This window comes from Mycobacteroides sp. PCS013, assembly GCF_049532645.1.
GTDB lineage: Bacteria > Actinomycetota > Actinomycetes > Mycobacteriales > Mycobacteriaceae > Mycobacterium > Mycobacterium gwanakae.
This window is the reverse complement of the sequence record NZ_CP150131.1, coordinates 66,289-79,705: the sequence shown is the minus strand read 5'-3', so window position 1 is coordinate 79,705 and position 13,417 is coordinate 66,289. Positions and strand designations below refer to the sequence as shown.

General features: G+C 65.5%; 14 protein-coding genes. 5 read left to right on the top strand and 9 right to left on the bottom strand.

Annotated elements, in window-relative coordinates:
- The first annotated feature begins 92 nt into the window (after nt 1–92).
- On the top strand, nt 93–770 hold the full coding sequence (locus RHO23_RS00345; RefSeq protein WP_064407884.1) for a class I SAM-dependent methyltransferase: 678 nt from the start codon (nt 93–95) through the stop codon (nt 768–770).
- On the opposite strand, the gene RHO23_RS00340 is transcribed toward RHO23_RS00345, so the two are convergent.
- Entirely contained in the window at nt 767–1,867 is a 1,101-nt protein-coding gene (locus tag RHO23_RS00340) for an MBL fold metallo-hydrolase (protein WP_070916611.1), read from the bottom strand. The two genes, RHO23_RS00345 and RHO23_RS00340, sit on opposite strands and share 4 nt — an antisense overlap.
- 2 nt (nt 1,868–1,869) lie before the next feature.
- A complete protein-coding gene (locus tag RHO23_RS00335) occupies nt 1,870–2,601 on the bottom strand; it encodes an enoyl-CoA hydratase (RefSeq protein WP_057966573.1) in 732 nt (243 codons plus the stop codon).
- A gap of 15 nt (nt 2,602–2,616) precedes the next feature.
- Between RHO23_RS00335 and RHO23_RS00330 the strand changes: the two genes are divergently transcribed.
- Nucleotides 2,617–3,678, top strand: coding sequence for an NAD(P)-binding domain-containing protein (locus RHO23_RS00330; RefSeq protein WP_423488500.1), 1,062 nt, complete (start codon nt 2,617–2,619; stop codon nt 3,676–3,678).
- On the opposite strand, the gene RHO23_RS00325 is transcribed toward RHO23_RS00330, so the two are convergent.
- Nucleotides 3,658–4,284, bottom strand: coding sequence for a hypothetical protein (locus RHO23_RS00325; RefSeq protein ID WP_044104166.1), 627 nt, complete (start codon nt 4,282–4,284; stop codon nt 3,658–3,660). The genes RHO23_RS00330 and RHO23_RS00325 overlap by 21 nt on opposite strands.
- Before the next feature lie 120 nt (nt 4,285–4,404).
- Between RHO23_RS00325 and RHO23_RS00320 the strand changes: the two genes are divergently transcribed.
- A complete protein-coding gene (locus RHO23_RS00320) occupies nt 4,405–5,139 on the top strand; it encodes a response regulator transcription factor (protein WP_046255528.1) in 735 nt (244 codons plus the stop codon).
- Between the two features lie 75 nt (nt 5,140–5,214).
- Nucleotides 5,215–6,528, top strand: a complete 1,314-nt coding sequence (locus tag RHO23_RS00315; RefSeq protein ID WP_046255527.1) for a sensor histidine kinase — start codon at nt 5,215–5,217, stop codon at nt 6,526–6,528.
- 2 nt (nt 6,529–6,530) lie between these two features.
- On the opposite strand, the gene RHO23_RS00310 is transcribed toward RHO23_RS00315, so the two are convergent.
- The gene (locus tag RHO23_RS00310) at nt 6,531–6,890 is read right to left on the bottom strand and encodes an FKBP-type peptidyl-prolyl cis-trans isomerase (protein WP_030094367.1); all 360 of its coding nucleotides are present in this window, start codon (nt 6,888–6,890) and stop codon (nt 6,531–6,533) included.
- 23 nt (nt 6,891–6,913) lie between these two features.
- Here RHO23_RS00310 and RHO23_RS00305 point away from each other — a divergent pair, with 23 nt between their 5' ends.
- A complete protein-coding gene (locus RHO23_RS00305) occupies nt 6,914–8,371 on the top strand; it encodes a phytoene desaturase family protein (RefSeq protein WP_423488499.1) in 1,458 nt (485 codons plus the stop codon).
- On the opposite strand, the gene RHO23_RS00300 is transcribed toward RHO23_RS00305, so the two are convergent.
- From RHO23_RS00300 to RHO23_RS00280, 5 genes are all read right to left on the bottom strand, one after another.
- The gene (locus RHO23_RS00300; RefSeq protein ID WP_064410153.1) at nt 8,364–8,747 is read right to left on the bottom strand and encodes a MarR family winged helix-turn-helix transcriptional regulator; all 384 of its coding nucleotides are present in this window, start codon (nt 8,745–8,747) and stop codon (nt 8,364–8,366) included. The genes RHO23_RS00305 and RHO23_RS00300 overlap by 8 nt on opposite strands.
- 28 nt (nt 8,748–8,775) lie before the next feature.
- Nucleotides 8,776–10,188 (bottom strand): DHA2 family efflux MFS transporter permease subunit, encoded by a 1,413-nt coding sequence (locus RHO23_RS00295; protein WP_418035958.1) that lies wholly within the window; start codon nt 10,186–10,188, stop codon nt 8,776–8,778.
- A 73-nt stretch (nt 10,189–10,261) separates the two neighbouring features.
- Complete coding sequence (locus tag RHO23_RS00290; RefSeq protein WP_162269697.1) at nt 10,262–11,545, bottom strand: citrate synthase; 1,284 nt, start codon at nt 11,543–11,545, stop codon at nt 10,262–10,264.
- A gap of 72 nt (nt 11,546–11,617) precedes the next feature.
- Nucleotides 11,618–12,385 (bottom strand): DJ-1/PfpI family protein, encoded by a 768-nt coding sequence (locus tag RHO23_RS00285; protein ID WP_423488498.1) that lies wholly within the window; start codon nt 12,383–12,385, stop codon nt 11,618–11,620.
- A complete protein-coding gene (locus RHO23_RS00280; RefSeq protein WP_423488497.1) occupies nt 12,382–13,359 on the bottom strand; it encodes a GlxA family transcriptional regulator in 978 nt (325 codons plus the stop codon). Before RHO23_RS00280 ends, RHO23_RS00285 begins: the two co-directional genes overlap by 4 nt.
- Nucleotides 13,360–13,417: the final 58 nt, after the last annotated feature.

Sequence of the window (13,417 nt, the reverse complement as noted above, 5' to 3'; positions counted from 1 at the left end):
GCCTGGCACGGCTGCCGAGTGGGAACCTTGCGCAATTATTTGGCCAGATTGTCACGCCACATTCCCGGTCGACGCGGGTAATGTCAGGTGGTATGACATCGAATGAACTTCCGGACTGGGACGCCACATATCAAGGCAAGGGTGAGCTCTTCCAAGGCGATCCGCCGTGGAACATCGGCGAGCCTCAGCCCGAACTCGCGGCGCTGATCGATGCGGGCAAGTTCCATGGCTCTGTCCTGGATGTCGGATGCGGCCACGCCGAAACCGCGCTGCGGCTGGCGGCATTGGGACATGTCACTGTCGGGCTCGACCTATCGCCGACGGCCATCGAGGCCGCTCGCAGCGCTGCGGCCGAACGCGGACTGTCCAACGCCAGCTTCGAGGTCGCCGACATCACCGAGTTCTCCGGATACGACGGGCGCTTCAACACCATCGTCGACAGCACGCTGTTCCACTCGATCCCGGTCGAGGCCCGCGAGGCCTACCAACGGTCGATTTCCCGTGCAGCGGCGCCGGAGGCGTCGTACTACGTGCTGGTCTTCGCGGTAGGCGCCTTCCCACCGGGAATCGGCCCCAACGCCGTCACCGAGGACGAGCTACGCGCGGCGGTCGAACCGTACTGGGTAATCGACGAGCTGAGTCCGGCATTCATCCACTCGAACATCCCCGAGGTGATACCCGGCGCCAACTTCGACATGCCGCTGTTCCACAAGGACGAGAAGGGACGCAACAAGCAGCCCGCGTTCCTGCTTCAAGCGCACAAGCGTTAGGAAAGACGCCACCAGCCGTCGGGGGCAACGGGCTGCCGCATATCGGCCCGTTGCCCGGGCTTGGGCGCCACGACAGTGACGCCCTGCTCGTCGGCGGCGGTGAGTAACCGCTCGATCGGCTCGGCCCACGGATGCAGGGCCAGGTTGAACGTCGCCCAGTGGATCGGTAGGAGTGGGGCCTGAGACGTCGCGAGATCCAGGTGGGTCTGGACGGCCTCTTCGGGGTTCATGTGGATATCGGCCCACGAGGTGTTGTAGGCACCGACCGGCAACAGCGTCAGATCAAAGGGCCCGTAGGTGTCACCAATGACCTTGAAAGCCTTGGTGTATCCGGTGTCGCCACCGAAAAACACCTTATGTTTCGGTCCGGCGATGGACCAAGATGCCCACAGCGTGGTGTTGCGGGACAGCGACCTGCCGGAGAAATGCCGGGCCTGCGTGCAGGTGAGCGTGAGCTTTCCGAGCTGATGACTCTGGTCCCAGTCGAGCTCGATGACCCGCGCCGGTGAGACACCCCAGCTGCGCAGGTGCGCGCCTACCCCGAGCGGCACCACGAAAACCGCGTTCTGGCTCCGGGTCAGCGCGATGATGGAGTCCATATCGAGATGGTCGTAGTGGTCGTGACTGATCACCACGGCGTCCAGCGCGGGCAATGCCGACAGCTCCACCGGGACAGGATGCTGACGATGCGGCCCAACGGCTCGAGAGGGCGAGCATCTGTCGCTCCATACCGGATCGGTGAGCACCCGATACCCGTCGACCTCTACGAGCACACTGGAATGCCCGAACCAGGTGGCGGCCAAATCGGCAGGCGGACCGCCAAGTTCAGGGACCACAAGCGGCACTTGGCCTTTAGGCGCACCCGCGCTACGCCGGGTGATCACATCCCACACCACCGTGGTGGCCTCGGCATCAGGCGAAAACTGCCGTGCCGGTTCGGCGTTATGGAAGGAACCACCACGGTACTGCGGTGACCCCTGCGCAACCTCGGCGATGCGCTCCTTGCTGGCGCCCAGCGTTCGCGGGACGTCACGCAGGGCGCGCCCGAACCACGTCGACGCAAGAGCTGCGCCGGCGCCAACCCAGAGCGCCCGCACGCTCAGGCTCCCTGGAAGTTCGGGGGACGCTTCTGAATTCGCGCGACCTGAGCCTCGATGATGTCTTGGCTACTCCACGCCTTGTCGAACAGCACCTTGTGCTCGGGCAGCTGGTCCTCGAACGCACCGTCGTCGTTGAGTACCCGCTTGGCATGCTTGAGGGCCAGCGGCGCAAACCCGGCTAGCTCGGCCGCCCATGCCTGCGCGTCGGCAAGCTCTCCGATCCGGTTGGCCATGCCGGTCTGCAAGGCGGCCTGCGCGTCGAGCGGCTCGGCGGCCAGCAGCATGCCGCGTGCGCGTCCGTAGCCGACCAACGAAGACAGTCTGCGGATGCTCCAGTTATCCAGGGCGATACCGTATTTGGCGACCGGGAACTGGAAGCGCGCGGTCTCGGAGACCACACGCAGGTCGGCCACCATCGCCAGCATGACACCGGCACCGATGGCGGGGCCGTTGACGGCGGCGATGACCGGAATGTCGGCGGCGTCGATGCTCTTGATCGAGTGCTGCCAGGCATCGGCGAACTTATCGGGATCAGGAGCGCCGCTGGACAGGTCGGCACCCGCGCAGAACGAGGTGCCCTGCCCGGTGATGACGATGACGCGTGCCGTTTCGGCGGCCTTGCGGACCTCCTCGGCGAAGGCGAGCGCCAACTCGTAGGTCACCGCATTACGCCGTTCTGGGCGCTGCAGCTCAATGGTGGTGACGGGACCGTCGCTAGTTACACCGATCATGGCAACCACCCTAATATGGCGCCCATGACTACCGTCGCCGTGATTGGTGGCGGGCAGGCCGGGATCGCCGCGGGGTACTTCCTCCGGCGGCGCGGCCTTGAGCCCGGCGGCGGATTTGTCATCCTCGATCACTCCCCCGGCCCGGGCGGAGCGTGGCAGTTCCGCTGGCCCACGTTGACGCTCGACAACACCAACCGCATCTATCAACTGCCCGGACTGCCGTTCGAGGAGACGGGCACCATCAAGGCGTCGACCGCCATGCCCCGCTACTTCGACGAGTACGAACATCGCTACGCCCTTGATGTCCGTCGGCCCGTGCACGTGAGCGAGGTGCAGGCAATTGCGGGCGGCTTCTCGCTCGAAACCTCCGCGGGCGATTTCACGGTCCGCGGACTGATCAACGCGACCGGGACCTGGGACAAACCATTCATCCCCTTCGCCGCGGGCTCGGCCACCTTCGGGGGACGTCAGCTGCACACCCACGACTACCGGACACCGGAGGAGTTCGCCGGCAAGCACGTGCTGGTGGTCGGGGGCGGAGTGTCGGCGGTCCAGTTGTTGGCCGAGATATCGACGGTCACCCGCACGTCGTGGGTGACCCGGCGCGAGCCGGTGTTCGTCACCGATTTCACCGTCGACCGACTGCGGGCCGCGGTCGCCGGCGTCGATGAACGGTCCCGGCACGGGGAACCGCAACGCTCGGTGGTGTCCGCGACCGGACTGCCCTGGACACCCGAGATCGCCGAAGCCGCGCGGCGCGGTGTGCTGGCCCGACTGCCCATGTTCAGCCGCATCACCCCGACCGGTGTGACCTGGCCGGACGGCAGCACACTGGATGTCGACGTGATCCTGTGGTGTACCGGATTCCGGCACGCACTGGATCACCTGGCGCCGCTACACCTGCGCAACAGCCGGGGCGGCATCACCATGACCGGCCGGCTGCTCACTCAGGTCGCGGGACAACCCGCCGTCCATCTGCTGGGGTACGGGTCCTCGGCCAGCACCATCGGCGCCAACCGGGCGTCGCGTGCCGCCGTCGTCGAGCTGATGAACTACCTAGAAGGACGTGCTGCCTGAGGGCTGCAGCACGAAACCGTGCTTCTGATCGCCCATGGTCACCTGGCATGCGGTCAGACTGCCCGCACCGACAGCACACGTGACGTTGCCGTAGGTGAGCTTCTGCCCGACGTTGAGCACCGGTGCCTCGGGTTTGGTGCCACAGGACCAGGCGCCCTTGCTGATTTCGAAGGCGCCATCGCCCTTCTGCGCGACGGTGCCCATCGGGCATGTACCGACACCGGGGATGTTCACGCCACCCAGTCCGGGCACATTGGCGCTCGCGCCACCGACACCGGGCACGTTCGGGGCGTTCTGGGCATCGCCCGGAATCCCGGGCACGGCACCGTCGCAGCTGAGCCGCTGACGCGAGGTGGGCGTGATGTTCGCCGAGGCACGGAACATGCAACCGATTCCGTCGGGGGTGGAGAAGTGGATCGAGCGGACCGAAGAGTTTTCGTTGGTCACGAAGAATCCGTCGGGTGCCACCGCGGCGAACCCGTTCAGATCCGGGAAGGCGGGGTCGGCGTGAGCGACGCCCACACCCCCGGAAAGCAGCCCCAAACCAAGGACGGCGCAAACGCCAGCAACAGAGGAGACTAGCTTTACAGGTGCTTTTGTTGGCATGCGCAAGCTTTCGGTATGGGTCGCCGGATTATCAGCTTTCATGATACTGGCGACGCACGGGACGGCACCGACGTCCGCAGATGGAACGTTTTGAGCACTGCATCGGGCAAGATGGCAGACATGCCTGATGGACTTCGCGCAAGCGGCTCATCACCAGATGCCGGGCACCCCTCCCCGCGGGTACTGGTGGTGGACGACGACGCCGACGTGCTCGCCTCGCTGGAGCGTGGCCTGCGCCTGTCCGGCTTTGAGGTGAATACCGCGAGCGACGGCGCCGAAGCGCTGCGCTGCGCCACCGAGCATCGCCCGGATGCGATCGTGCTCGATATCAACATGCCCGTCCTCGACGGCGTCAGCGTGGTGACCGCGCTGCGCGCGATGGACAACGACGTACCCGTCTGCGTGCTGTCCGCGCGCACCTCGGTGGATGATCGGGTCGCGGGCCTGGAGGCGGGCGCCGATGACTACCTGACCAAACCCTTCGTGCTCGCCGAGTTGGTGGCCCGGGTAAAGGCCCTACTGCGCCGCCGCGGCGCGGTGGCGACCTCGTCCACCGAGACCATCACCGTCGGCCCTCTTGAGGTCGAGATCCCCGGCCGGCGCGCCCGGATCAACGGCGTCGAGGTGGACCTCACCAAGCGCGAGTTCGATCTGCTGGCCGTATTGGCCGAACACAAGACCGCGGTGCTGTCCCGGGCCCAGCTGCTCGAGCTGGTGTGGGGATACGACTTCGCCGCCGACACCAACGTCGTCGACGTCTTCATCGGATACCTGCGCCGCAAGCTGGAGACCAGTGGCGCGCCTCGCCTGCTGCACACCGTGCGCGGTGTCGGGTTCGTGTTGCGTTCGCAGTAACTCTCGATGACCACTCCCAGTAAGCACCGCAGCCAGCGGATCACCGATCTGGCATACCGACTGCTGGAGCGGCCCATGCGGGTCTTCTCACTGCGCACCCTTGTCGCGATCGCCGCGCTCGGGGTGATGGCACTCGTCGTCACGCTGGGCACCTGGGTGTGGCTCGGTGTGGAAGATGACCAGAACAGCCAGCTGGATCGTCGGCTGGACTCGGTGTCCAGCCTGGGTGCCGTCTCAAGCCTGCTGAATTCGGTGATCAGTTCGGAAGGGAAGATCGACACCCCCGACGGTCTGGTGCTCACCGCCCGCGTGGCCGGGCTGACCAAGTCCATTCCCAGTGAAGTGGAACTGCCGCTACTGGAACCCGGCTACGCCAACACCACTATCAACGGCGTCGAATACCGGGTCCGGTCGTTCATCGCCCCGGGCAACATCCCCGTGGCGGTGGGTGCCCCGATCGCCGAGACCCAGCGGCAGATCGACCGGTACCACATCCGCATCCTCGCGATCTGTAGCGGCGTACTGATCGGGACCGTGATCGTGGGCTGGGTGATCTCCCTCATCGTGGTGAGCCCCTTCCGGCTGCTGGCGCAGCAGGCCCGTCTCATCAACGCACAATCCAACCCCGACGACGTGAACGTGCGCGGCGTGCGCGAGGCCGTCGAAATCTCCGAGGCGGTCGAGGGAATGCTCGAACGCATCAACACTGAACAGGAAAAGACCAAGGCGGCCCTCGAAACCGCACGCGACTTTTCCGCGGTGGCCTCACATGAGCTGCGCACCCCGCTCACCGCGATGCGGACCAACCTCGAGGTGCTCTCCACCCTGAACCTCAGCGAGGACCAGCGGGCCGAAATCCTCGAAGAGACCGTGCGGACCCAAACCCGCATCGAGGCAACGCTTTCTGCGCTCGAACGGCTCGCACAGGGCGACCTGACCACCGAGGACGACCACGTACCGGTCGATATCACCGAGCTGCTGGACCGCGCCGCGCATGATGCGGACCGCAGCTATCCGAATGTCGAGGTGTCTCTGGTCCCCTCGTCGACCATCTTGATGCTGGGGTTGCCCGCCGGGCTGCGGCTGGTGATCGACAACGCGATCAAGAACGCGGTCCGCCACGGAGGCGCATCGGAAGTCCGGCTCTCCGCGATCAGCACCGTGCACGGCGTGGAGATCGCCATCGACGACAACGGCAGCGGTATCCCCGAGGCCGAGCGCGAGCTGGTTTTCGAACGGTTCTCCCGCGGCTCCACCGCATCACACACCGGCTCCGGCCTGGGGCTGGCGCTGGTAGCACAGCAGGCCGAACTCCACGGCGGTACAGCCGCTTTGGAGTCCAGCCCGCTGGGAGGCGCACGACTGGTGCTGCGCCTCCCCGGGCACTAGCCCTAGCGCGCGCCGAGCAGGTCGATCACGAACACCAGCGTCTTACCCGACAGCTGATGCCCCGCACCCGCCTCGCCGTAGGCCTGCGCCGGCGGCACCGTGAGCTGGCGGCGTCCGCCCACCTTCATGCCGGGGATACCGTCCTGCCAACCCTGGATGAGCGCATCGAGCGGGAACTCGATGGACTCGCCGCGGTTCCACGAGCTGTCGAACTCCTCGCCGCTCTCGAACTCGACACCGACGTAGTGAACGTTGACGACCGATCCGGGCGCGGCCTCCGCGCCATCACCGACGGTGATGTCCTTGATGACCAGTTCGGTGGGCGCTGGACCTGGCTGAAAATCGATCTCGGGTTTCGTCATGCGATCGACCCTATCGTTAGGTCATGACCGATAGCTATGACACCGTAATCGTCGGTGGCGGGCACAATGCCTTGACCGCTGCGGCGTATCTAGCACGCGCAGGCAAGCGGGTGCTGTTACTGGAGCGGCTCGACGTGCTCGGCGGGGCGGCGATCTCGGCACCAGCATTCGAGGGCGTGGACGCCCGGCTGTCGCGCTACTCGTACCTGGTGAGCCTGATGCCGCGGCAGATCATCGATGACCTGGGATTGAATGTGCGCCTGGCTCGACGCAAATACGCGTCGTACACGCCGGATCCCGAGGACGGCGGCCGAAGCGGGTTTCTCGCCAGCACAAATGATTTCGCAGAGTTCGGAGCACTCTGCGATTCGGTCACCCGGCCATTGTGGGACTCGATGCTGGAGCCACTGCGGCGCCGAAGCGACATCCGCACGGGGGCCTGGGAGCAGCTGATCGAGGCACCCATCGGCGAGGTGATCCGTGCGGCCACACCCAACGACCTGCAACGCGGAGTCCTGCTCACCGATGCACTGATCGGAACCTTCGCCAGTGCCGATGATCCTTCTCTGCAGCAGAACATCTGCTTCCTGTATCACCAGATGAATCCGTGGGACGTACCCATCGGCGGCATGGGCGCCGTGACGGGCTCGCTGGAATCGGCCGCCCGACGGTACGGTGCCGAACTGCGCACCGGGGCAGAGGTTTTGTCGATCAATCCCGAGGGCGAGGTGCGCTATCGGGCCGGTGACGATGAGCACACCGTAATCGGCGAGCGTGTACTCAGCGGCGTCACGCCTACCGTGCTGGCCCGTCTCCTCGGCGAAGATCCACCGGAGGGTCAGCCTGGCGCACAGGTGAAGGTCAATCTGCTGCTGACCCGCCTGCCGCACCTGCGCGATGAAAAGGTCACGCCGGAGCAGGCTTTCGGCGGCACCTTCCACATCAACGAGACGTACACGCAGCTGGAAAACGCCTACCGGCAGGCACAGGCGGGCGCCGCCCCCGACCCGCTGCCGTGTGAAATCTACTGTCATTCACTGGCCGATCCCAGCATTCTGTCGCCGGAGCTGCAGGCATCCGGCGTGCAGACGCTGACAGTGTTCGGGCTGCACACACCGCACAGACTGTCCGCAACGCGCGAGGAACTGCAGGCCGGCGTGCTCGCATCGCTGAATTCGGTTCTGGCCGAGCCGATCACCGATGTGCTGGCCACCGACTCACACGGCAACCCGTGTATCGAGACCAAGACCACCGGAGATCTGGAGCACGCCCTCGGCATGACGACGGGCAACATCTTCCACGGCGGATTGCACTGGCCGTTCGCCGAGGACGACGACCCGCTGGCGACCGCCGCACAACGCTGGGGCGTGGCCACGGACCACGACCGGATCCTGTTGTGCGGCTCAGGTTCGCGGCGCGGCGGCGGCGTCTCAGGTCTCGGCGGATATCACGCGGCGATGGCCGTGCTCGACGCTAACTGAGGGACGCCGCCCGCTCCAGGATCGCCCGCAAGTTCTTCAGTTCGGCCTCACTCAGCGCCGCCAGACCTGCCGGTGCGGGATCGTCCATCTCTGCGATGACCGCTATCAGGTGCTGGCCTTCGTCGGTCAACGACACACGCTTGCACCGTCGATTGTCGGGGTCGACGCGACGCACCACCAACCCGCGCTGCTCCAGATCGCTCACCGCGACCGTTGCCGCTGGAGCATCCAGCGCCGTGGCCTCCGCGATTCCCTTCACTGTCATAGACTGTCGCGCAAGCCTTCTCAGGATGCGCACCCGACTGAACGGCAGGCCGGTCGCCTCGACGACCGTCCGACGCCAACCATCGCGATTGTCCAGTACCAGGCTCGCCATGGTGCGCCAGACCTCATCCGCGAGGGGCCTATCCGACACGAGAAACCTCCCGTGAGGCAGTGCTCTCGATGAGCGGTGCGAGTCGCTGCGCCGAGCGCAGCGCGAACGGTGACGTGGACACGATACCGAGCGTAGCGATGGCGAGCCCGAGGCCCGCACACATGAACCACAGCGCGGGTGCACCGATCGAACCGCACAGTGCCACACCGATACTTACGCCCACCTGACGACTCGTGGAGGTGACCGCCGAGGCCGCGCCGGCGCGATCCAGCGGCATACCGCTGACCGCGGCATTGGTGATCGGTGCGTTCACCATGGAGAATCCCGCGCCGAAGATGGCGAAGACCACCAGGAGCTCCCAGATCGGTGTCGCCGTCGTAACCCGGGTGAGCAACAGCGAGGCCGTGAAGAACAGCGCGCCCGCCGCCAACAGTGACGGCCTGGCGCCGAACCGGCCCACCATACGGCCCGAGATCGGTGAGAACACCAGCGCGCCAACGGCAATCGGGAGATAGACCAAACCGGTGTGCATGGCCGAGAAGTGCCGCTCGCCCTGTAGGTACAGCGACATCGTGAACAGGAACGCGCTCCATGCCACGCACGCACATATCGCGGTGAGAGTGGCCGACGCGAACGGGATGCTGCGGAAGAACCGCAGATCGATGAAGGGGTGCCGCCGCCGGGACTCATACCTGAGGAACACCGCGAATGCCGCCAGCGCGGTGATCAGAACCGCGATGAGCTGTGGCGCGGCCCACCCCAGCGACGGCCCTTCGATGAGCGTGAACACGATGCCGAACAGGAACAGCACGGCGAGCACCTGCCCCACCGGGTCCATGTCACGCATGGTCGCCGACTTGCTCTCCGGCACGAAGATCGCCGTCAGCGTGAACGCCAGCGCACACACCGGCAGGTTGATCCAGAAGACGGCACGCCAGCCCACCCATTCGATCAGCAGCCCGCCGACTATCGGGCCCAGCGCCATCGATATCCCGACGACCGCGCCCCAAAAGCCCAGCGCCCTGGCACGTTCCACGCGCCCGGTAAAGACCTGCGAAATGATGGACAACGCCACCGGGTTGAGCATGGAGCCACCCACCGCCTGCAGCAGACGCGCGGCGATAAGCAACCCGACGGTGGGCGCCACGCTGCACAGCAGTGAACCCACTGCGAAGATCGACAGCCCGATATGGAAAACCTTCCGCCGCCCCAGCCGGTCGCCCGCGGCACCCGAGAGCATGAGCAACGAGGCCAGCCCCAGGGTGTAGATGTCGATGACCCATTGCAGCTGTGAGGTGCTGGCACCGAAATCGGCCCGGATGGTCGGTAGCGCCACGTTCACGATGGTGGAATCCATCGACACGATGAGCAGACTCAGACAGCAAGAACCCAGGATGACGATCTTGCGGCGCTCACTGAGCGCACCGACGGCTGCTTCCACACAACCATTGTGAAACTACAACTGTTAGCGATGCAAACAGATTTATGTGAGCTTTGTCATCTCCCGAGGGAGGCTACGGGTACTGACGCTCTCCGTAACCGGTGTAGATCTGACGCGGGCGACCGATCTTGCCCGGCTCCGAATGCATCTCACGCCAGTGCGCAATCCAGCCGGGGAGTCGGCCCAACGCGAACAGCACGGTGAACATGCGCGTCGGGAAGCCGATGGCCCGATAGATCAGACCGGTGTAGAAGTCGACATTCGGGTACAGCTTGCGCTCGATGAAGTAATCGTCGGTGAGTGCGGCTTCCTCGAGGGCCTTGGCGATCTCCAGAAGCTGATCGTCCCCGCCGAGCTTGCCGAGAATCTTGTCGGCCTGCTCCTTACAGATGCGCGCACGCGGGTCGTAGTTCTTGTAGACACGGTGCCCGAAGCCCATGAGCTTGACGCCGTCCTCGCGGTTCTTGACCCGTCGCACGAAGTCGTGGGTGTCGCCGCCCTCGGAGCGAATGCGCTCCAGCATCTCCAGCACCGCCTGGTTGGCGCCGCCGTGCAGCGGGCCCCACAGCGCGTTGATGCCACCGGAGACAGAGGTGAACAGGTTCGCGTCGGACGAACCGACCAGCCGCACCGTCGAGGTCGAGCAGTTCTGCTCGTGATCGGCGTGCAGGATCAGCAGCATGTCGAGCGCGCGGACGATCTCCGGATCCACCTCATAGGGCTCGGCCGGCAGACCGAAGGTCATCCGCAGGAAGTTCTCGACGAGGGTAAGCGTGTTGTCCGGGTACAGGAACGGCTGCCCGACCGACTTCTTGTACGCGTAGGCCGCGATGGTCGGCAGCTTCGCGAGCAACCGGATCGTGGACAGCTCGACCTGCGCGTCGTCATGCGGGTCCAGCGAGTCCTGGTAGTAGGCACTGAGCGCGTTCGCGGCGCTGGAAAGCACCGGCATCGGGTGCGCGTTGCGCGGGAAGCCGTCGAAGAACCGCTTCAGGTCCTCGTGCAGCAGAGTGTGGCGCTGAACCTTGGTGGTGAAGTCCTCCAGCTGCTGCGGCGTGGGCAGCTCGCCGTAGATCAGCAGGTAGCTCACCTCGATAAAGGTGGACTTGTCGGCCAGCTGCTCAATCGGGTACCCGCGGTAGCGCAGGATGCCGGCGTCGCCGTCGATATAGGTGATTGCGCTCTTGGTCGACGCGGTGTTGACGAACCCCGCATCGAACGTGGTGTAGCCGGTATCAGCCAGCAGTTTCCCCAGCGCGAAGCCATCCGAGCCTTCGGTCGCGCGGACGATATCCAGCTTCGTTTCGCCTCCGGGGTACTGGAGAGTAGCGAAATCGTTGTTGTCGGCCACAGGCATCCCTTCTGAGGTTCAGCGGCTCCATGAGAACGTTCATAGAGAAGGTAGTCGCTCCCTCCACACGGCGCCTGGTCAGGGTCGAGGTCGGGGGTCCACCCGGGTGCTGAGCGACCGGCGGCGGCTCCCTTTCCGGCGCACCGTCGCGAGTGCACCGTCCCACAACAACATCGCGCCCGCGGTGATGATCGCCGGCTTAAACGTGTCCTTGGCAAGCCCGGCGGTCGCCGTGGCCTTGGTGGCGGCACTGGCCTTGGACATGTGCCCGGAGTCGAAGGGCGGCTGCGGGTCGTATTCGATACTCAGCTGAATCGCCTTGGCCCGCTCCTCCCCGGCGATGTGGCCCGCGAGCCACAGCCCCAGGTCGATACCCGCGGACACCCCCGCCGCGGTGACCACACCGCCGTGATCCGCACGCACGATGCGCTCATCACCGACCGGGGTCACCCCGAACGGCTTCAGCAGCGGCAGCGTGGACCAGTGCGAGGTGGCCCGCTGGCCCTCGAGGAGACCGGCTGCCGCTAATACCAGCGAACCACTGCACACCGAGGTGGTCCACGTGGTCGTCGGGTGCACTCGGCGCAACCACTCCAGTAGCTCTTCATCACGGGCCGCCATGGTCGTTCCGGGCCCACCGGGCACCAGCACGACATCGGGTGCGGGGGTCTCCTCGAACGAGTGCGTGGCACCGATGACCAGCACGCCCGAATCAGCGGTGATGGGTCCGGGCTGATGCCAGACGAAGCGGACTTCGGTGTCGGGCATGAACCGCAACACCTCGTAGGGACCGATGAAGTCCAGTGCGGTGAAATCCGGGTACAGCACGATGGCGATTTGAGTCATAACGAAGCCCTTTCGGTGCGATAGAAGGTCTTGCGGTACTGATCGGGCGATACGCCCATGCGGCGAACAAAGTTGCGGCGCAAGGATTCCGCAGATCCGAACCCGCAGCGATCCGCGATCACCACCATGGTGTCGTCGGTCTCTTCGAGCTGACGGCGCGCGGCCTCGGAACGGATGCGTTCCACGTAGGCCGACGGCGCCTCGCCGACTTCCGCGGTGAAGACCCGGGTGAAATGCCGTGGGCTCATCGCGGCCAGACGAGCCAGCTCGGGCACTCGGTGTGATCCGCCAGGCTTCGCCTCGATGGCCTCTTGCACATCGCGGATCGGCATGCGCTTGGCCCGCGGCATCCACACCGGGGCCGCGAATTGCGACTGCCCACCCGGACGGCGCAGATACAGAACAAGCCAGCGCGCCACCGTCTGCGCCACCTCCGCGCCGTGATCGTCTTCGACGAGGGCCAGCGCCAGATCGATACCCGCCGTCACCCCGGCCGCCGTCCACGTCTTGTCCGAGCTGCGTATGAAGATTGGGTCAGGATCTACTGTGACGCTTGGGAATTCACTAGCCAAGGTCTCGGCGATAGCCCAGTGGGTGGTGGCCCGGCAACCGTCGAGCAGACCGGCCTCGGCGGCCAGGAACGCACCGTTGCAGACGCTGACCACCCGTCGCGCGCAGCGTGCCGAAGCACGGATCCATTCCATGACGGCCGGATCCCGCTGAACCGCAGGCACGCCGACGCCGCCAGGCAAGACCAAGGTGTCGCATCCCGCACCGGGATCAGGCAGCGGTCGGGTGACCAACTCCATACCCGAACCGGTAGCGATCGGAGTGCCATTGCTCGACACCAGCGACACGTCGTAGCCGGGGGTACCGGTCAAGTACTGGGATGCGGTCGAGAAGACCTCATACGGCCCCACCAGGTCGAGGGCCTGAACTCCCGGAAAACCCAGAATCACCACCGAACGCGTCACGCCTCTTAGTGTTCGCCACCTGGGTAATGGCGTCCAGGTCGGGTATCCCACAAATTAG

Coding starts and splice junctions, on each gene's coding strand:
- RHO23_RS00335 (WP_057966573.1), bottom strand. CDS start 2,601: ATGATCGGTGTAACTAGCGACGGTCCCGTCACCACCATTGAGCTGCAG.
- RHO23_RS00300 (WP_064410153.1), bottom strand. CDS start 8,747: ATGGCGAGCCTGGTACTGGACAATCGCGATGGTTGGCGTCGGACGGTC.
- RHO23_RS00345 (WP_064407884.1), top strand. CDS start 93: ATGACATCGAATGAACTTCCGGACTGGGACGCCACATATCAAGGCAAG.
- RHO23_RS00330 (WP_423488500.1), top strand. CDS start 2,617: ATGGCGCCCATGACTACCGTCGCCGTGATTGGTGGCGGGCAGGCCGGG.
- RHO23_RS00285 (WP_423488498.1), bottom strand. CDS start 12,385: ATGACTCAAATCGCCATCGTGCTGTACCCGGATTTCACCGCACTGGAC.
- RHO23_RS00325 (WP_044104166.1), bottom strand. CDS start 4,284: ATGCCAACAAAAGCACCTGTAAAGCTAGTCTCCTCTGTTGCTGGCGTT.
- RHO23_RS00305 (WP_423488499.1), top strand. CDS start 6,914: ATGACCGATAGCTATGACACCGTAATCGTCGGTGGCGGGCACAATGCC.
- RHO23_RS00290 (WP_162269697.1), bottom strand. CDS start 11,545: ATGCCTGTGGCCGACAACAACGATTTCGCTACTCTCCAGTACCCCGGA.
- RHO23_RS00315 (WP_046255527.1), top strand. CDS start 5,215: ATGCGGGTCTTCTCACTGCGCACCCTTGTCGCGATCGCCGCGCTCGGG.
- RHO23_RS00310 (WP_030094367.1), bottom strand. CDS start 6,890: ATGACGAAACCCGAGATCGATTTTCAGCCAGGTCCAGCGCCCACCGAA.
- RHO23_RS00320 (WP_046255528.1), top strand. CDS start 4,405: ATGCCTGATGGACTTCGCGCAAGCGGCTCATCACCAGATGCCGGGCAC.